General features: G+C 30.2%; 16 protein-coding genes. 6 read left to right on the top strand and 10 right to left on the bottom strand.

The genetic code is table 11. The features are described from left to right. Positions 1-89 precede the first annotated feature (89 nt). The 7 genes from KGF52_RS15050 to KGF52_RS15080 all read right to left on the bottom strand — a co-directional run bounded on the left by KGF52_RS15050 (position 90) and on the right by KGF52_RS15080 (position 9,269). Positions 90-755, bottom strand: a complete 666-nt coding sequence (locus KGF52_RS15050) for an amino acid ABC transporter permease (protein ID WP_227840709.1) — start codon at positions 753-755, stop codon at positions 90-92. A gap of 9 nt (positions 756-764) precedes the next feature. After that, complete coding sequence (locus tag KGF52_RS15055) at positions 765-1,565, bottom strand: transporter substrate-binding domain-containing protein (protein ID WP_227840710.1); 801 nt, start codon at positions 1,563-1,565, stop codon at positions 765-767. Positions 1,566-1,964: 399 nt separating this feature from the next. Further along, the gene (locus KGF52_RS15060) at positions 1,965-3,848 is read right to left on the bottom strand and encodes a CotH kinase family protein (protein WP_227840711.1); all 1,884 of its coding nucleotides are present in this window, start codon (positions 3,846-3,848) and stop codon (positions 1,965-1,967) included. Positions 3,849-3,864: 16 nt separating this feature from the next. After that, positions 3,865-4,539, bottom strand: coding sequence for a DUF4956 domain-containing protein (locus KGF52_RS15065; RefSeq protein ID WP_413894762.1), 675 nt, complete (start codon positions 4,537-4,539; stop codon positions 3,865-3,867). 84 nt (positions 4,540-4,623) lie between these two features. Further along, positions 4,624-5,313 carry a polyphosphate polymerase domain-containing protein gene (locus tag KGF52_RS15070; protein ID WP_227840713.1) on the bottom strand — a complete coding sequence of 230 codons (690 nt, stop codon included), beginning with the start codon at positions 5,311-5,313 and terminating at the stop codon, positions 4,624-4,626. Between the two features lie 327 nt (positions 5,314-5,640). Next, entirely contained in the window at positions 5,641-7,503 is a 1,863-nt protein-coding gene (locus KGF52_RS15075; RefSeq protein ID WP_227840714.1) for an ABC transporter ATP-binding protein, read from the bottom strand. A gap of 38 nt (positions 7,504-7,541) precedes the next feature. Beyond that, entirely contained in the window at positions 7,542-9,269 is a 1,728-nt protein-coding gene (locus tag KGF52_RS15080) for an ABC transporter ATP-binding protein (RefSeq protein WP_227840715.1), read from the bottom strand. A gap of 72 nt (positions 9,270-9,341) precedes the next feature. On the opposite strand from KGF52_RS15080, the gene KGF52_RS15085 reads away from it, so the two are divergent. The 6 genes from KGF52_RS15085 (at position 9,342) to KGF52_RS15110 (ending at position 14,783) form a co-directional block, all read left to right on the top strand. Then, positions 9,342-10,175 (top strand): MerR family transcriptional regulator, encoded by an 834-nt coding sequence (locus tag KGF52_RS15085; RefSeq protein WP_227840716.1) that lies wholly within the window; start codon positions 9,342-9,344, stop codon positions 10,173-10,175. Positions 10,176-10,540: 365 nt separating this feature from the next. Next, the gene (locus KGF52_RS15090) at positions 10,541-11,233 is read left to right on the top strand and encodes a response regulator transcription factor (RefSeq protein ID WP_227840717.1); all 693 of its coding nucleotides are present in this window, start codon (positions 10,541-10,543) and stop codon (positions 11,231-11,233) included. After that, entirely contained in the window at positions 11,230-12,165 is a 936-nt protein-coding gene (locus KGF52_RS15095) for a sensor histidine kinase (RefSeq protein WP_227840718.1), read from the top strand. Before KGF52_RS15090 ends, KGF52_RS15095 begins: the two co-directional genes overlap by 4 nt. Positions 12,166-12,313: 148 nt before the next feature. After that, entirely contained in the window at positions 12,314-13,237 is a 924-nt protein-coding gene (locus KGF52_RS15100; RefSeq protein WP_227840719.1) for an ABC transporter ATP-binding protein, read from the top strand. Position 13,238: 1 nt separating this feature from the next. Continuing rightward, positions 13,239-13,991 (top strand): ABC transporter permease, encoded by a 753-nt coding sequence (locus tag KGF52_RS15105; RefSeq protein ID WP_227840724.1) that lies wholly within the window; start codon positions 13,239-13,241, stop codon positions 13,989-13,991. Positions 13,992-14,000: 9 nt separating this feature from the next. Then, positions 14,001-14,783, top strand: coding sequence for an ABC transporter permease (locus KGF52_RS15110; RefSeq protein ID WP_227840720.1), 783 nt, complete (start codon positions 14,001-14,003; stop codon positions 14,781-14,783). Positions 14,784-14,936: 153 nt separating this feature from the next. Here KGF52_RS15110 and KGF52_RS15115 read toward each other — a convergent pair whose 3' ends face one another. The 3 genes from KGF52_RS15115 to KGF52_RS15125 all read right to left on the bottom strand — a co-directional run bounded on the left by KGF52_RS15115 (position 14,937) and on the right by KGF52_RS15125 (position 19,196). After that, positions 14,937-15,512, bottom strand: coding sequence for a hypothetical protein (locus tag KGF52_RS15115; protein ID WP_227840721.1), 576 nt, complete (start codon positions 15,510-15,512; stop codon positions 14,937-14,939). Between the two features lie 364 nt (positions 15,513-15,876). Next, complete coding sequence (locus KGF52_RS15120) at positions 15,877-17,490, bottom strand: sensor domain-containing diguanylate cyclase (RefSeq protein ID WP_227840722.1); 1,614 nt, start codon at positions 17,488-17,490, stop codon at positions 15,877-15,879. 218 nt (positions 17,491-17,708) lie between these two features. Further along, positions 17,709-19,196 carry a sensor histidine kinase gene (locus KGF52_RS15125; RefSeq protein WP_227840723.1) on the bottom strand — a complete coding sequence of 496 codons (1,488 nt, stop codon included), beginning with the start codon at positions 19,194-19,196 and terminating at the stop codon, positions 17,709-17,711. Positions 19,197-19,575: the final 379 nt, after the last annotated feature.

Genomic DNA, 19,575 nt, shown 5'->3' on the forward strand with positions numbered 1-19,575 from the left:
TTAAATTTTATTTATAATTAAATAACAAAAGCTATTTAAATATATTTTATTATATTTAAATAGCTTTTATTTTATATGTAATACTATTATTAATATGCAGTATTTAGTTTTTCTTCTATTTTTTTTTGAATAAATCCAAATACAAATAATATGAACCAATACACAAATCCTGCTACTAAGAAAGCTTCTAGATATTTATATTTACTACCACCATTATAATTTGCTGTTGCCATTATTTCTATTACCCCTATAGTAAAAGCTAGTGATGAACCCTTAATTAAATCTACAAAGTGATTAGACAATGCAGGTATAGCTACTCTTATAGCCTGTGGCATAACTATTCTTCTAAATATTTGTACATTTGTAAGTCCTATAGAAGCTCCTGCTTCATATTGTCCCCTATCAACAGAGGAAATAGCTCCTCTTATAGTCTCTGACATATATGCTGACATGTTTACTGATAAAGCAATTATTATTGCAGTAAATGGAGACATATCTACAAGTGCTGGAATAGCTCTTGGCAATCCAAAATATAATGCATACAATTGAACTAACAATGGTGTACCTCTAAAAATTGATGTATACACTTTAACAATTTGATTTAATACTTTAACTTCATTATAGCTTATCAATGCCATTACAATTGCTATCGCTAAAGATAGTGCTAGAGATATTAAAGCAATTATTATTGTTTCTTTAGATGCTATAAATATTTCTGGTAAAATTTTAAACATGAATGATATATCTAAACTCATAAAATTCACCTATCTCTCAATTGTTATATCTTCCCCAAACCATTTTTTAGAAATTTTAGTAAGAGTTCCATCTTTTCTCATAGCTGTTATTGCTTCATCAACTTTAGCTTTTAATTCTTTTGATTTTTCATCCTTTTTAAATGGATATGCATTTATCTCTTCATAGATAGGTTCTCCAACAGCTATAAAGTTTGAACCAGCTTTTTTATTTCTAGCTGCTGTAGCTGAAACAGAAATTATTCTTGCATCAGATCTTCCAAGTTCAAGACCTTCATATGAATCTGCTCCATCATTAAATACTAATTCCATTGAATTGTCTTTATTTTTTTCTTCCATTATAGCTCTCTCAGATGAGTTTGCACCAACCTCAACTTTTTTACCTTTTAAATCTTCAAGACTTTTTATCTTATCTTTATCTTCTGGTCTAATAGTTATCATTAAAGGATTATAAGCATATGGTACTGTGAAATCATATACTTCTTCCCTTTCTGGTGTTATACTTATTTGTTGAGCTGCTGTATCTGCTTTCCCACTATCTACCATACCAAGTAATCCACCTGTATCCCCATTGTTTACTTCGTACTTAACTTCAGAATCCAATCTTTTACCAATTTCATTCCATATATCAATTTCAAAACCTTGCATTTTTCCATCTTCTCTAAAATTAAATGGATAATATTTTGCTCCTGTAGCTACTGTAATAACTTTCTTTTCTTCTTTTTTAGGCTCTTCTTTTTTTGAGCAACCTATTGCTAATCCACAAATAACTACCCCTACTGTTAATATACTTAATGCTCTTTTCCAATACATTAAAATCCCTCCATATTTAATGATATTTTTAGTTCATGAAATTAAACTTTATTTTAATATACCCCTATTGAAATTTATAATTTTTAAATTTATATATAATGATTTGTTAATTAATATAAATAAAATTTAAAAAATACATTTTTATGGACATTTCTACAAAATATAAGCCTATTTTCCATTTCTCTCAAAACAATCGTATTACACTTTCCGTACTTTGTCTAATTGTTTTTTTCTATAAACTTTTTCACTATAATCAAGTATTGCTATAATCAGGATATAGTGTTGTATTTTGTCAATATATTAATTTAAACTACTAATCACTTTATCTTTTATAATAAAAAAATACTGTTAAGCAAGTGTTTAAGCTTAACAGTATAAGTATTTATCTATCTTTATATTTTATTTTGACTTTATAAATTTTCTTCTATTTATTTTTGATATACATACTAACATAACCGACATAACTAACATAGAAGTTCCGCCTAAAACCAATTTAGAATATACTGTTGTTTTACTCATAGAACCTCCTCCTTTGCCTCCAAAGTTTCCAGCTTCTTTTGGACTACCTTGATTTCTATCCATTTTCATATTACCATTTTGCTTATTATTCGTATCGCCTTTATCCATATTGCCCATACCTGGTGGCGTATTGCCATCGATTCCTTCAGGTGGTTCTGGCATTCCATTCATGCCTTCATCAGCTTCTTTCATATCTTTATTATCACTTGAATTCTCATTATCAGAGTTTTCCTTTGTTGAAGAAGACTCTCCACTTAACTGAGCTTTTATTGTTTTACTCATAGTTTCTGCAACCTCTAAAACTCCTGGTATTGATTTTCCTCCTTTACCCATAGGACTTTCTAAATTTTCTTTACTCTTATCGTCACTTTCATTGTTATTTGTATTATTCTTATCTTCATTATTGTCTACAGCTTGACTATCTACATTATTTTTAGCTTCACTTAAAGTAAGTTCCGCATTGACTCCTTTTTCATCACTTTTATTTTCGCTATTTTCATCATTAGAATCTTTATTATTAAATTCTTGATTGCCAAAGCCCTTATTACCATCTTTATCATCATTAGAACTTTCAATTGAAGATGTTATATTTTTTTCAAATTCTTCATATGTATAAAATGCTGTTGGGTCTTCTTTTACATATGATACTATTAAGTCATGTACTTTTGTTGTCATATTTTCTAGATAATCTGAACCTAAATATTTTGTTACTATCTCTTCTAGATATTCATGGTATTTTATTTTATATGTCTCATTTTTTAATAATGCAGATATTAGAGGTCTGTCTTCTAAATTACCTGTCGTTGGTTCATCAATATATATTGATTGCCCATCTCCGCTTTTACCAGTACCACCAAACCCACCAAATGACATATTAAAATCCCATGGTAACATAGAAAATACTCCATCTTGCTCATACAGATAGTAATTGTGAGCAAAATTACCTTGATAGCTATCGAGATTTAACAAAGCTGTATTTATTGCTATATTTTTAAGAACAGAATCTACATCAAGATACTTTTCAATGTCTTCACCTGTATCTAGAGATTTTAATAGTTTTGTGACCTTAGACCAATCAGCTGTTTTTTTATCACTTTCAACGATTAAATTTGAATAACTTTCTGAATCATCTCCATTGTACTGCAATGAAGCGCCTTCATCAGACTTGTATAAATCACCCGTTACATCTCCAAAGTTATTTTCAAGATAAGATTCTTTTAATCCTTCCACTGCTAAATATAAACCATGATATTCACCATTTATAGAAACCTTTGCATATGCAAATTCTGGAGTAGCTAATCCCATATCTTCACAAATACTATATGTTATAAACTCTCTCATATAAGAGGGGTCAGAGTAACAGTTATTAAGATTTAATTGAGTAAGCCCTTCCATGCTTTGACTAGTGTTATATTTATCAAAATTAATCTTATAACTATATCTATCACTATCACTATTTGCTACAGATGTAAGACTTGAATTTCCTTTAGTCCTGATTCCAACATTTCCATATGCATCACCATCTACGGTTACTTTTGCAACTTTAAATTCTTCTTTTATAGCATTTTCATTCATATCTTTTAAATCACTATCATCTATTTCTATATTAATTTCCATAACTTTGTCTCTATCAAAATATTTTTCAATATACGCATCACTATATAAATCAACACCTTTATTTCCAGATATACTGTATATTCCAACTATTGCACATAAAAATACAACCATAAATGAGATAAGAAGGGTAAGTTTTTTATCTTTCATAAAAGATTACTCCTCTCTATGCTACATAATCACCATTGTAACTTACAAGAACTGCATTAGTAACTCCATCTACTTGACTTAAATCATTTATAAGACTTGTTTCTCCATCTTTCATTCTAACTTCAAACACCAACTCTATACCTTTTTCTGGTGTCACGCTCTTTGATTTTATTTGATATTTAGAAAATACCCTTTTGATTTTGTCAGTTGCAATGTCTTCTGAATCTTCATTATTACAATTTACCATTAATATATATGGTGTTTCAGATATTGTTTTGTTTGAAAAGAAGATTAAAATTAATCCCATAATTATTGAACCCATTACAGCTAATGGAATTAAACCTGCACCCAAAACTATACCTGAACCCAATGACCAAAATAGAAATACTAAATCCATTGGGTCTTTAATTGCTGTTCTAAATCTTACTATAGATAAAGCCCCAACCATACCTAGAGATAAGACTACATTTGATGTAACTGCCAATATTACAAAAGTTGTAAGCATAGTGAGTGCTACAAGTGATACATTAAATGGTCGAGAGTACATAATTCCCATATATGTCTTCTTATAAACCATATATATAAACAAACCTACTAAAAATGCTGAGCCTAGAGCTAAAGCACTATCCACAAATGAAAAACCTGATACGTTTTCTATAAAACTTGACTTAAAAATATCGTTAAATGTCATAATTAAAATCATCCTTCCTATTTCTTCGTTTTTTCTTTAAATTTTATTTAAACATGTCTTTATCTAAATCTTAAATTTTTATTCTTATGTATATAACCTACTTGATGCATACTTTGAAACAGCTGTAGAAGTAGTCTTATTAATTTGAACTAAATCTTTTATAAAGTCTGGTATAAATTCGTCATATTTAACTTCCAATACAGTCATATTTTCATCAATAACTGAAACAGTTGGCAATTCTTTATTAAATAAATCTGTTGAGTTTACAGCAGTTTTAATGTCACTATCAATTGTCACTCTTACATTCCCAACTGGATAAATAAAAGCTTCTCTATCGTAATCGACTATACTTTTTGCCTCCAATCTTTCACATTTTATCTTTAGATAAAACTCCCTTAATAAACAGTTTGTTGATTCTTTTAAGAATTCAATATCATTATTTAATATCTTCAATACTTCTTTTTTAGTTAAACTAGCTGACAGCTTTGATGTCATATTATAGTGCTTTATTTTTTTTTCTAATTTTATAAAAGAACAATCATTATTATAAAATCTTATTCTAAACTTTTCTCTTATTGCAACACCATTTAACTTATCAAGAAGAGCTTTATCTTCTGGTGTATCAAAATATAAACTTCTAATAAGATATTTTCCATCTTTTGATGCATTTGCATCTTTTTTCATTATTGGATAAAGTCTTGATTTCAAAGCTAACACATCCGCTTCAGTTATTTTATGTTTCATTTCAAATCTGTAGTTTAACTTTTTATCCATTTTTATCACCTCTCAATTTCTTAACTATATTTGATTTATTTTATATTTAGAGTATACTTTACTCGACTTTGTTAAATCTCCGTAAAATAAGTGCATCTTTATGGCATATATGTGGCAAAGAAAGTTTTCCAGATAATTTAATGTTTCCAATTTTATCTCATGCTTAAACTTTACATTGTAATGACAAAATAAATAGGCTATATAGAATACACCAATATTTTGTATTCTACATAGCCTTTATTCATGTTACTTATTTTCAAAGTAAGTCATTGAGTTGGATTCATTCTCTAAAAATCATTGAATATAGATTATGAATCTTCCATTAAATTATACAACTTCTTCATCATATTCTCTTGAAAATTGACTACTGTAAAGTTCCTCATAAAATCCTTTATTCTCAAGAAGCTCTTTATGGCTTCCTTGTTCAATAATAGTACCTTCTTTCATTACTAATATTAAATCTGCATCACGAATAGTTGATAATCTATGTGCGATAACAAAGCTAGTTCTTCCTCTCATCAAGTTATTCATAGCCTTTTGAATTTCAACTTCTGTCCTAGTATCTACACTAGAAGTTGCTTCATCTAGAATTAACACTGATGGGTCTGAAAGTATTGCCCTGGCAATTGTTAAAAGTTGCTTTTGACCTTGAGATAAATTAGAAGCATCTTCAGTCAATATAGTATCATATCCTTTAGGTAAAGTCCTTATAAAATGGTCTACTCTTGCTGCTTTTGCTGCTCTTACAACATCTTCCATTGTAGCATCTGATTTACTGTATGCGATATTTTCTTTTATGCTTCCATTAAATAGCCATGTATCTTGAAGTACCATTCCAAACATTGTTCTAAGTTCTCCACGTTTTAAGTCCTTTATATCAATACCATCAATAGTAATTCTACCCTCTTGTATCTCATAAAATCTCATTAGTAAATTTACAAGAGTCGTTTTTCCGGCTCCTGTTGGTCCAACAATTGCAATCTTATCTCCTGCATTTAACTTAATATTAATATCTTTCATAAGAATAGAATCATCATTATACCCAAATTTAACATGTTCAAATTCTACCTTACCTTTAGGTATATTTATAACTTTTGAAGGCTCTTTATCTTTTACCTCCTCTATTTCATCCATCACTCCAAATACTCTCTCAGCAGATGCAATTGCTGCTTGAAGCATATTTGTAATATAAGATATTTCTGTGGTAGGCTCTGATGATTGATTTACATATTGAATAAATGCCTGTATACTACCAAGAGTCATTGTTCCATTTGCTGCAAATATACCACCGACAACTGCTATAACCACATACCCAATTTGATTTACAAATCTAATGATTGGAGATATTGAATATGATGAGAATTGTGCTTTTCTACTAGCATTATAAAGATTTTGATTTACTATTTTAAAGTTTTTAATAGTATCTTCTTCTTTACTAAATGCCTTAACTACTACTTGACCAGTAAACATCTCCTCTATATTACTATTTAATTCACCTAAAGTCTTTTGGTTTTCTGAAAATCTTTTTTGTGATTTCCCCGCAATTACAATAGTAATGCATAGCGAAACACCTAATGTTATAGCTGATACTATTGTAAGTGACATACTTATGTTTATCATCATAACTATAGAACCAATCACCGTAACTACTGCTGTAATAAGTTGCATTAATCCTTCTTGCAGGCTATCTGCAACCTTTTCTAAATCATTTGTAACTATACTAAGAGTTTCTCCCTTTTTATGTGAGTCATAATACTTAAGAGGAAGTTTATTTAGCTTATCACTTAAATCTTTTCTCATACTAAGAACTAAATTTTGTGCAACTCCTGACATAATATATTGTTGTATATATATAAATACTGAACTAAGAAGATACAAGCTTAAAAGTACTGATATTATACCTCCCATAGTACTAAAGTTTACACTAAATTTTGTGCCAGTTTGAACTGCCGTTTTTATTCCATTAAATAGTTGGTCAATAGCTTTTCCCATAATCATTGGTGCTAAAACCGTAAGAGCTGAACTTATTAATACTGCAATAAAAATTGTCAGTATTTTAAACTTTTGTTTTGCCATATATTTTAATAGTCTTTTTGTAGTTTTTTTTGCGTCCTTAGCTTTTTCTGCTGACATACCATCTTCAAAACCAAGTACATCTACTTCTTTTTTTTCTACTATATTTTCACTCATATTACACCTCCAAATAAACAAATTGAATTTCTATTTTGCTATGCAAGTTCTTCTTTACTAAGCTGTGAATCTGCAATTTGCTTATAAACATCACATTCTCTAAGTAAATCTTTATGTTTACCAATCCCTACAATTTTACCTTCATCTAAAACTATAATTTGATTGGCATCCATGATTGTACTTATACGTTGTGCTATAATTATAGCTGTTGAATCTTTAATTTCATCTTTTAATGCTCTTCTAAGTTTTTTATCTGTCTTAAAATCTAATGCAGAAAAACTATCATCAAATATATATATTTCTGGCTTTCTAACTAATGCCCTTGCAATAGAGATTCTCTGCTTTTGTCCACCAGATAAATTATTTCCACCCTGAGCTACAAATGAATTATAATTATCTTCCATACTAGAAATAAATTCATCAGCTTGAGCTATGTTTGCTGCATGTTTTATTTCTTCAATACTTGCATCTTCTTTTCCATACTTTATATTTTCTTCTATTGTTCCACTAAACAAGAATGCTTTTTGTGGTACAAATCCAATTTTATCTCTAAGCTCTTTTTGAGACATATTCTTAATATCTTGACCATTTATAGATATCTCACCTTCTTGAATTTCAAAAAAACGTGGTATTACATTTGCAATCGTAGATTTGCCAGAGCCAGTACTTCCTATAATTGCAGTTACTTCTCCAGATTTTGTTTCAAATGTTATATCGCTTAAGACAGGTTCCTCTGATTCTGAATATGAAAATGTTACATTCTTAAAGACTAAATGCCCTCTTTCTGAAATAATATTTTCAGAATTATTTCCATCTACAATTTCAGGTACTATGTCTAATATTTGATTTACTCTATCTGCACAAGCCCCTGCTCTGGGTATGTACATAAATACCATTACTGCCATGATTAGATAAAATAAAATTAAAATACAATACTCAACTAAAGCCATTATATGACCTATTTCCATATTTCCATTACTTACTCTTATTCCACCAAACCAAATAATACTTACTATACCTAAATTCATTATTAACATTACAATAGGCATAAGTACTGCAAATATCTTATTTATTGAAATTGCTGTTTGAGAATAATCCACTGCTGTTTTATCAAATCTATTCTTTTCAAAACTACTTCTATTAAAAGCTCTTATAACTCTTACTCCAGTTACAGCTTCACGTAACACTCTATTCATATTATCCATTTTTGTTTGCATTATCTTAAATAATTTGATAACTCTTTTACCAACTAAGCATGCAAATAGCATGAATAAAACCATTATTATAACAATAATAATTGTCATTACTCTATCTATAGAATAAGCTAAAAATAATCCAGAAATAGTTATAATTGGCGCTGGTAACACCAACTCAATAAACATAAATAAAGATTGCCCTATTAAAGTAATATCACTAGTACTTCTAGTAATCATAGATGCTGTACCTATTTTATTAAAGTCATTTATTGATAATTCTTGAGCTTTTACAAATACTGCTTCTCTAATATCTCTACAAAATCCTGATGAAAGATTTGCTGATACTTTACATACTAATACAGCTGATAGAGCTGTTATTCCTGCTACAATTAGCATTAATACACCTGTTTTTACAATATAATCTATATCTCCTTTTACTACGCCATTATTTACTATACTTGCTGTAAGAGTTGGTATATATAAAGTTCCAAGTGTTTGCAAAAACGTAAATATTAACATTGTAACAATCAAAATCCTATAAGGTTTTAAAAAACGAATTAATTTTTTCATACTTTCACACTCCTTTACAAAATATTATGATAAACTATACTGTAACAGGATAGTCAAGGAGGAATTTTAATTATGAGCCAAAATTCAAAAAATTACTTTACCACTGGTGAATTTGCAAAGATTTGTGGAGTCAATAAAAAAACACTTTTTCATTATGATGATATAGGTCTTTTTTCTCCAGAATTGAAAAAAGAAAATGGGTATAGATACTACTCATACCATCAACTTAGTATTTTTAGCATAATCTCCTCACTTAAAGAAATAAAAATGCCTTTAAAAGAAATTAAAACTTATATAGATAAACGAACTCCTAGTTTGTTAATTGAACTTTTAGAAAAAAAGAGTATTGATATTAACAATGAAATTGAAAAATTAAACAATATTAAGACTTTAATGGAATCCACTATTGCACTTACTAAAAAAGCCTGTGATATTGATATAAATACTATTACTTTAGAAGAACATGAAGAAGAATACATAGTTAAAAGTCCTCTTATAGAAACAGAACAATTTATGGGAGATGATGAAGAGAAATTCTTATATGAATGTATCAATTTTATGGATAACTATGAATTAAGTGATGATTGCTTGATTGGTTCGATTATTAAAGGTGAGGATATACTAAATAAAAATTTCGAGTCATATTCACACTTGTTTACTAAAGTTAATCGTGAATACAAAAAATGTCCAATATCAATCAAACCAAAAGGACTCTATGTAACTGCTTATCATAAAGGAAGTTATGATACACTTGAAACAACTTATGAAAAACTATTAAATTTTTTTAAGGATAATGATTTACGTATAGGACACTTTGTTTATGAAGAATATCTTCTATATGATATAAGTGTTCGAGATATTGATGAATATATAACTCAAATCTCAGTTGAAGTTAAACAACTTTAAAAATAACTACAACTGATTTTACTTTTACACAAAACTAAAACTTAAATTAATATAATTATCATAGATTACTCGATTTAATTCTTTGTTTTTTTATATAAGTTTACTTCTATAACAAATAAAAAAAGGGTTTATCTCAAAATTGATTTTTTAGAGAGGATGAAATATACTAATAGTTGTTAGAGGTATAAATATAAATTACATTATACTTAAAAAAGCAAGTAAAAAATGGAGTATAACTCCTCGCATGATAAAATTACTATTGCGTTGTGGTGTGTATCTCTCAGTACTGTTGTCAAAATGGTTACGGCGTGGCTAATTCTCAATGACACAAAAGCCTACTGATGGCCGTAGAAAGGGGAACTCAGATGAATAAAGTTTTAATTATAGATGATGATAAAGACCTTTGTATTTTGCTGAAAAAGAGCATTTCCATTGAACAGCTTGAAGCGAACTATTGTCATTCCGGGAAAGATGGACTGACTGCACTTTCAAAACAAGATTATCAGTTAGTGGTTCTCGACGTGATGATGCCGGGAATGGATGGCTTTGAAACTATGGAACAAATACGAAAATACAGCAGTATTCCCATTTTAATGCTGACATCGAAAAGCGATAATTACAGCAAAGTACATGGCTTGCGCGCTGGTGCAGATGACTATTTGACCAAGCCATTTGAGATTGCCGAATTCACTGCCCGTGTCCTGTCTCTTATCCGACGCTACACACGTTTTAATCCCAATAATGAAGAACCACAGCAACTCTCTTTTCAAGGTTTGTTGATTGATCTTGACCGACATACAGTAACGACTGATGGCGAACCCATGCTACTTCCTCCCAAGGAATTTGATGTGCTTCTTTTCTGTGCAAGACATCAGGGAAAGATTTTGACGAAGCAGCAAATTTATGAAGCAGTGTGGGGTGAATCTTATGTCCATGATGACAGCAATATCATGGCTATTATCAGCCGTCTACGTAAAAAAATTGAACTAGACCCGTCATCCCCCATCTATCTGCAAACGGTAAAAGGGATAGGGTATCAATTCAACATGGAGGTATGAAAATGGATGCACAAACAATCATTCTCCTGTTGCTCTTGTTGTCGATTGCTCTGCTTCTCCTTTCCATATTCGCCTTTTGCCAGCTTGGGCATATTCGACGCAGCCTAAAAGATATAGAAGAAACACTTGCTGATGTACAAAGTGGAAACGAAAATCGCAAAGTACTGGTTAAGCCACATGATGTTATGGCTCCATTGGTTTATCGGCTTAATGAGATTGTCTACGACTATGAAAACAGGCTACTTTCTTTGAAGAAGACAGAGGAAACTAGCAAACAACTCATGACCAGTCTATCTCATGATGTTCGTACACCCTTAACAACCCTAATTGGCTATCTGGACGCCATACACAGTGGTATCGTCATCGGACAGGAGCGTGAGGAATATATTGAAATCGCTCAGCGCAAATCCTACAATCTCAAGGAATACATCGATGTTCTTTTTAACTGGTTCAGGCTAAACTCTGATGAATTTATGCTGTCAATAGAATCTGTGGAAATTGCAGAGCTGTCACGGAATATTCTGAAGGACTGGGTTCCTATCTTCCGTGAAAAAAAACTGGATTTTGAAATTGATATCCCAGAAAAGCAGCTAATGGTAAATCTCGATCCAGATGGATATTCCCGTGTGGTCAATAATCTGGTTCAGAATGTCATTGCTCACAGTCAGGCCTGCCAAATCAAGATTACCATGATTGAGGATTCCAAAATGATATTACTCCATGTTGAGGATAATGGTGTGGGAATTTCCAAAGAAAATTTACAGCACATCTTTGAACGGCTGTATAAATGTGACAAGGGCTGTTCAGAAAAAGGCAGTGGTCTGGGCTTATCCATCGTCAGTCAGATAGTTAAGCGAATGGGTGGTCAAATTTCTGTAGAAAGTGACATTGGAAAGTACACCGTATTTACAGTGAGCTTACCGCTAATATAAATCTTTTTCTCCCCATGTAGTGTGTGTATATACATGGGGATTTTTTGTAAGTTCTAAGATTGCAAGGTTAATACAAGGTTGTTGTAAGGTTAATGCAAGATTGAGATGGTATGATAACTTTAATAAACAAAGGAGGCTTTTACTATCTATGAATAATTTAATTATTGAAACAAAAAATCTTACTAAACAGTATGGCGCTCAAAAGAGCGTCTCCAATTTAAATATTCACGTTCAGAAAGGCCGCATTTACGGCTTGCTGGGAAGAAACGGTGCGGGTAAAACGACCACGATGAAAATGCTGTTGGGTCTAACAAAACCAACCACTGGAGAAGTTAAAATATTTGGCCAGAATATTCAGGACAACGAAAAGAAACTTCTTCCTCGAATTGGATGTTTGATTGAATCACCAGGTTTTTATCCCAATCTGACAGGAACAGAAAATCTCAAAATCTTTGCAAGACTTAGAGGAATACCAAAAAAAAATGCAGTAAAATCAGCACTGGAAGTAGTTGGTTTACTCTATAATGACAAAAAGTTATTTTCTCAATATTCTCTTGGCATGAAACAGAGGCTGGCAATTGCTCTTGCCATTATGCACGACCCAGAATTGTTGATTTTGGATGAGCCTATTAACGGGCTTGATCCTATTGGTATTGCAGAAGTAAGAAATTTTATTCGTGATCTCTGCACAGAGCGAGGAAAAACCATTTTAATCTCCAGCCATATTCTTTCTGAAATTTCCTTATTGGCAGATGACATTGGAATTATTGACCAAGGCATTTTGCTGGAAGAAGAAAGCCTTGCCGAACTGGAAGAAAAAAACAGCAAATACATACATTTTACTGTATCCAATTCAGCACAGGCGGCAAGGCTTTTGGAAAATCAGCTTCACCTGAACAATTTCAAAGTAGCAGATAATTACAATATTATGCTTTATGATACAGATGTTTCAGTTGCAGTAATAAATCGTGCTTTCATTCAAAACAAAATTGATGTATCAGAATCTCATTTGTGCGAGGATACCCTTGAAGATTACTTCAAGAAAGTAACGGGAGGTGAAGGAATTGCTTGATATGATTTCATGTGAATTTTCAAAAATCAAGCGGCTAAAATTTATTCTGATCTCTATTTTAGGTGCTTGCTTATTCCCCATTCCTGCAACAATTTTGATTGCAAAGGACAACTTACCCTTTGAGCAATTGTTCAAATTAGTTATCAATTTTGGCTATTTTTTGCTACTCCCTATTGTATTAAGCATCGTTGCCAGCCAGCTGTTTTTCATAGAAAGAGATAACGACGTATTAAAAAATCTCGCAACAGTGCCAGTGCCAAAACTAAAACTTGCGATGGCAAAACTGGCTGTGCTGTTGGTGGTCTCACTGTTTTACTCCGTTACTGGGTTAGTGGCTACCATCATTGGCGGCCTCCTTATTGGAACAGTAGATGGGATTGCTGTAAAATTAGGGATGAGCATTGCTTTTGGCATTATGTTTTTTGTTGCTTCACTTCCCGTTGTGGTACTAATTGTATACTTCAACCGCAGCTATATTTTTTCTATTATACTTTCTTTTGTATATACTATTTTCAATTTTTGTATATCCTTAAGTATTATTAACTTTGAACCAAATAACCCGCTATTGAGCATATTGCCTGCTCCCATTATTATGCGTTGGTGGATGGCATCTTGGGGAGACCCCACTGGTGAATATACGGCGCTTAGACAGCCATATTTACTCTCAACCCCTGCATGTGTAGGCATTTTATGTTTGATAGCAATTATGGCAGTCCTGTTGATCTGCATGATCTATAAGAAGCAGGAGAATTAGGAGGCATCTATGCTTGATATAATTACTACGGAATTTCAAAAAATAAAACGATACAATGTTCTATGGGTTGGTGTTGTTGCTGTTCTGTTTTCCGCACTATTGGCGCTTTTCCAGATTGTCAGTTCCCATGGAAGCAACCCTCTAACGTATGATAGCTTTGCAAACATGGTCATCTGGAACAATTTCAGCCTTGCTTTTCCCTTTGGGATTACACTTATAGGTGGTTATCTCATTAACCGTGAATATACAGATGAAACCTTAAAAAGTATCTTGACTGTTCCCGTTTCATTGCGCAAACTACTAGCGGGAAAATTAATTGCGCTTGGAGGACTTACCATCCTGTTAAGTCTTTTCAGCTTCTTATGCACAGTTATTTTGGGATTGATATTTTGCCATATCAATATATCTGTTACACTCATTGTAAAATCCTTAGTTCAGCTTTTGATTGTTAACCTGTGTTGTTACATTGCTGTTTTACCAATTATTGCTTATTTTGGTCGTAAACAAAATGCCTTTTTGACAGGCGTAGGAATTGCATTTGTCTATGGCTTCTGTGGTGTGTTTGTTGCTGGAAGAAATCTGACAGACTTTTATCCTATTACAGCAGGACTTGGACTCGTTGGATATAACAATGGTGCAGATACTGTTTATCAACCACTTGTCGGAGCAATAACTTTGGTCGTAATTCTAATCCTTGCAGCTATTCTCCTTGCATTCACGCCCAATTACGATAAAGTTATGACCATATCCAAGAAAAAAGTGACAAAACATAAAAAGCATTCTCACAAATAACATCAATATTATTTCTGTTATTTAATCTGCTGGACGGCGACAAAGAAAAAAGCCGTCGTACAGCAGTTATATTCTCATGTGTCTTGAAAGTTATTTATTCTAAACGTTAACCAATTTATATATATAAAGGTACTTCTTTCTATCCTATTAGATTCATTTTATTTTCTTCTTTTCCCATCTATTTTTTGATTTTTGATAAATTAAATAAGCAGTAATTGTGTATAAACATGAAAACAAAGAAGCAAATCCAGAAACTCGTGTAAGACCTAAAATACCTCCAATTCCAAATCCAAAGGTAAAAATTACAACAGCAATTCCACCTAAAAAAGCAATGCTTGCAAGAATAATCAAAATAATTTTCTGCCAAAAGATAGTCACACACAAATTAATAACAAAATATACTACCGCTTCAATCAACAATAATGAACCAAGATAAACAGGTGATACGTGGATTAAGTAACGTGAAAAAGCTATTGAGTGAAGTCCAAACACAATAAGTAAAATTGCTATAATAAGACTTCCATAGCTAAAAAAGGATTTTGCACCATTTTCTAAGATAAAATCCACAATCCGCAAAACACCATATAAAATCATATATCCAACAATAACATAAAACATGCCTCCAAGAAGAAATTCAGGGAATATTAAAAGTGCAGTTCCCATGCCTCCAAGAAAAACCGCTCGCAGTATCTCATGCTTTGTAAACTGTTTATAGAGTAATAAATTCATAATCAATCCCACCTCTCTTGGAAGGTATGATACCATGTAAACATTACTCTCACATGAATCTCTACTTACAATTTTGTAATGTTAACCATCTTTCTGCATCTTCATAAGCTACAATTGTAGGTGCATGAGCGAATACTTTTTTACCATTTTCATGAGATATTTCGACTACTCTTTTTATAGTTTCAAAATCAAAAGCTGTATTTGATGTTTTTGGGTCCTCTATTATACAATTAAAAATAACTACAGCTAGTTTTGTATTTTCACAAAATTAACTGTAGTTCCAAGTTATAATTATATTCTAAAGATTTATATAATCATCTATCACATAACTATACATATTAATCAAATTTTTATTGTATTAAAATTAGTGTATATAAATATCTTCTTCAAATAAACAATATGAATTTTTTCCAGATGCCTTTACATTATAAAGTGCTCTATCTGCATTTTTAAACAATTCTAAAAATGAATTTCCATTTTGAGGATACCTTGCAATACCAATACTAACAGAAGCATCAAAGCTAAAACTTAAATCTTTGTAATTATCTGTAAGAACTCTGTTTAATTTTTTTGCTTTTTTATGTATATTTGCTTCTGTATAATAATCTCGCATATATACTACAAATTCATCTCCACCAATTCGACCAATTAAATCTTCATTATCAAAACTAGCTTGAATCTTCTCAGCAAAAGTTTTTAGTACAAAATCTCCAAATGGATGTCCAAAATTATCGTTTATCTCTTTGAAATCATCTAAATCAATAATGAATAAAGCATCTTTTTTATCACCTTTATTCATGACTATAGCTTCTTCTACTAATTTTTCAAATACTCCTTTATTATATACATTAGTTAGGGAGTCTCTTTCTGCTCTAGTTTTTAATTCTTCATATTTTTTTATATCATTATCTACATCTACAATTACTCCCACAACTTTTAAAATCTCATTCTCATTATTACAAATATTTGTTACTGATGTTCTACACCAAATATACTCACCACTAGATTTTCTTAAACGATAAACTGCTTGATTATGTTTGTTATTCTTTTGAATACTTTCAAAAAAACTCTCAAAGATATTATAATCTTCATGATGAACTAAATCTTTATCTCTAATTTCTTTAAAAATATCTTCACAAACACTACTATATCCAAATTTTTCAGTCCAAACTTGAGACACAAATGACTTCTTCTCCTTGATGTTCCATTCAAAAACAACAGAATCAGTCTGTTCAACAATAGTTTTGTAACGCTCATTACTAAGCCTTAATTCTTCCTTATGAACTACTTCTTTTTCAAGCATTTCATATTTCATAGACAATTTAGTCTTTTCTATAATAGATTTAAATAAATAAAATACAATAAAGTTGATATATAAAATACCAACACTTGATATTAAGTTTAAAATTTTTAAACTTTGAGCTGGAAAAAATTTATTTATATCAAAAATAGAAATAGATAAAAATACACTAAATAAAGGTATTACAAGTAAAGGAAGCCAATATCTTATTGGCATATCTGAATGTATGTCCTTTTTAAAAAGGCAAACAATTTTACAGATAAATAAAAAAACAATTTTTGATAAAATTACAGCTAAGACTCTTATGCTATTATTTTCAAACATTATTTTAAAATCTTCTTTTATAAATAAAACAAAGATACTTGTAACTACAACTTCTGATAGTATAAAAAATGAACTTAGTAATACAGTCGCAAATAATCGTGTCTTTATATTTCCTTCATACAAAAATGAGAACGAAAAAATAAGGATAAAAATTAAAGGCATTGTTACTATAGGATTTAAAGTTACTAAATTGGAAACACCTAAACATATTATAAAACCCAATTTAGTATATTTTATAGCTTTTGTATATTCTTCTCTTTGACCTAAAAAATCTGATAAAAACATATGGACAACAAAGGCTTCAAACACAACTGTTACTAAATTTGTAATATCAAAAAGCAGTTGTTCTTTCATAAATAATTTTTTGTAAAATCAAAGGCATTTTTAAACTTAAATACTCCTCAGATTTTACTTTTCCTTTCTCTATCTATATTTAAACACATACTTTAAATGTCAAATTTTACAATATATGTCAGCTTGATATTCTTCTTTTTTCAACAGTATACAATAGATATATGTAAAAAACAACTTTAAATATTACTATATTTTCTTTAATTACTCTTTATATTTTTTTATAACTTAAACACTATAGTAAATTTAGCACCCTTTTTGCCATTTTCTACATATATACGACCTCCATGCTTATTTACAATGGATTTAACTATTGATAATCCAATTCCATGATTTCCGCCAACTCCCTTGTAAAATCGGTCAAATACATGAGGTAAATCTTCTTTATTAATTCCTATTCCATCATCTTCCACTATTACAACTATATTTTTTTGATTATGTTTACATATTATTTTAATTTCACTCTTAGCATATCTTAAAGCATTTTCTATAAGATTCATAAATGCTTTGGATATATTTTTTTCATCACATTCAAATAGAACCATGTCTTCCTCAAATTCATAATTAAACTTTATTCCTTTATTTATAGCTCTTACATTTTGCCTAGAGCCACAGTTTGAAAGCACTTCTCTTAAATCACATTCTACCATTTCATAATCTTTAGTGATATTATCTATTTTAGAAATATACAGTAAATCTTCAACCATATCATTTAACCTATCACTTTCTTCAAGTATGATATCACTTGCATGTTTGCTATCTATAATATTATACTTTATAGCTTCTGCATACCCTTTAATAGACATAAGTGGAGTTCTAAGTTCATGAGATGCATTTTGGAAAAATATTTTTTGCTCATTATCATACTTATCCAGATATTCAGCACTCTTATTCATAACATTTGAAAGCTCTACTAACTCCTTATCCGAAAAATCAAAGTAATTTCTTTTAAAATCTCCTTGACCTATTTTTTTTGCAAATCCACATAACTCTTTTATAGGTTTTGCAATTTTTTCAGATAAAATCACAGCTGTAAATATCGCTAATATCCCAGCAAAACACATTACAGATATTAATACAATATTTATCTTCTGGGCTAAATTTAAGGTCTTTGATATATCTATAAAAAGTATTAAATAATTATCTTGTTCATCATTTATACTAGTAATTTTTACAGTAGAAATATAATAATCTCTATTTCCACTAGAAACACGCGTATTATTATCTGAATTTAAATCCAATTTTTCATTTTGAATATAAGTTCTAATCAAATCCATTTCATCAATATTTTTTAAAAAATCATCCTCTCTAGTTGGAAATATCAGTTTATAGTTAGAATCAACTACCATTGCATCTGCATCTGATTGCATCTCTGCCATTCTAACCTTATCTTGTACATTTCTAATAAAGTTTGATAATTCTTTAGGAGGTAGCTTTCCATCATTCTGCGGAGGCTTAATAGGCTTAAAATTACTATCCATATGTTCTATCATTTCTGTAGATTTTGTAAGTTCTTCATTTGCTGTTGTTTTTATATATGTATTGACCAATATGTTAAAAGATACTAATATTATCAAAAAAACCACTACTGTCAAACCTAATATGCTCACTAAAATCCTAGTTTTTATACTTATATTTTTCCTTGAAAATTTCAATTTAAATAATGATTTAACTTGATTTTTTATACTTTTATTATTTTCATTTTCCATCTGATTTTTTCTCCTTTAATCTAAACCCAAATCCCCAGACAGTTTCTATTAAAATATTTGTTTCTAAAATTTTTTTACGTAGTCTCTTTACTGACGTATAAACTCTATAAATTTATATAAATACTTTATATTTTTTATAGTCTTATTTCCTTTTTCATCCTACCCTATTTTGAAATTCATAAGAATATCTACTCTAGTTTAATATGGCAGTCCAAAGGCTTAAATTCGACCTCGTCAATGTCTACATATTAGCACAATCTTTTTATTTGATTTTCTATGCTAATTTAAGAAACCACACTTGTGATTACTTTTATAATTTGCTAAATTAATACTTGCATTTTTATCCCTATCAATCACAAGATTACATTTTTCATTAGGA

The sequence above is a fragment of the Clostridioides sp. ZZV15-6597 genome (assembly GCF_020657815.1).
Taxonomy (GTDB): domain Bacteria; phylum Bacillota; class Clostridia; order Peptostreptococcales; family Peptostreptococcaceae; genus Clostridioides.

What these genes read in the sequence shown, in the direction of transcription:
- KGF52_RS15050 (WP_227840709.1), bottom strand. Translation starts at nt 755, where the DNA reads ATGAGTTTAGATATATCATTCATGTTTAAAATTTTACCAGAAATATTT.
- KGF52_RS15055 (WP_227840710.1), bottom strand. Translation starts at nt 1,565, where the DNA reads ATGTATTGGAAAAGAGCATTAAGTATATTAACAGTAGGGGTAGTTATT.
- KGF52_RS15060 (WP_227840711.1), bottom strand. Translation starts at nt 3,848, where the DNA reads ATGAAAGATAAAAAACTTACCCTTCTTATCTCATTTATGGTTGTATTT.
- KGF52_RS15065 (WP_413894762.1), bottom strand. Translation starts at nt 4,539, where the DNA reads ATGACATTTAACGATATTTTTAAGTCAAGTTTTATAGAAAACGTATCA.
- KGF52_RS15070 (WP_227840713.1), bottom strand. Translation starts at nt 5,313, where the DNA reads ATGGATAAAAAGTTAAACTACAGATTTGAAATGAAACATAAAATAACT.
- KGF52_RS15075 (WP_227840714.1), bottom strand. Translation starts at nt 7,503, where the DNA reads ATGAGTGAAAATATAGTAGAAAAAAAAGAAGTAGATGTACTTGGTTTT.
- KGF52_RS15080 (WP_227840715.1), bottom strand. Translation starts at nt 9,269, where the DNA reads ATGAAAAAATTAATTCGTTTTTTAAAACCTTATAGGATTTTGATTGTT.
- KGF52_RS15085 (WP_227840716.1), top strand. Translation starts at nt 9,342, where the DNA reads ATGAGCCAAAATTCAAAAAATTACTTTACCACTGGTGAATTTGCAAAG.
- KGF52_RS15090 (WP_227840717.1), top strand. Translation starts at nt 10,541, where the DNA reads ATGAATAAAGTTTTAATTATAGATGATGATAAAGACCTTTGTATTTTG.
- KGF52_RS15095 (WP_227840718.1), top strand. Translation starts at nt 11,230, where the DNA reads ATGAAAATGGATGCACAAACAATCATTCTCCTGTTGCTCTTGTTGTCG.
- KGF52_RS15100 (WP_227840719.1), top strand. Translation starts at nt 12,314, where the DNA reads ATGAATAATTTAATTATTGAAACAAAAAATCTTACTAAACAGTATGGC.
- KGF52_RS15105 (WP_227840724.1), top strand. Translation starts at nt 13,239, where the DNA reads ATGATTTCATGTGAATTTTCAAAAATCAAGCGGCTAAAATTTATTCTG.
- KGF52_RS15110 (WP_227840720.1), top strand. Translation starts at nt 14,001, where the DNA reads ATGCTTGATATAATTACTACGGAATTTCAAAAAATAAAACGATACAAT.
- KGF52_RS15115 (WP_227840721.1), bottom strand. Translation starts at nt 15,512, where the DNA reads ATGAATTTATTACTCTATAAACAGTTTACAAAGCATGAGATACTGCGA.
- KGF52_RS15120 (WP_227840722.1), bottom strand. Translation starts at nt 17,490, where the DNA reads ATGAAAGAACAACTGCTTTTTGATATTACAAATTTAGTAACAGTTGTG.
- KGF52_RS15125 (WP_227840723.1), bottom strand. Translation starts at nt 19,196, where the DNA reads ATGGAAAATGAAAATAATAAAAGTATAAAAAATCAAGTTAAATCATTA.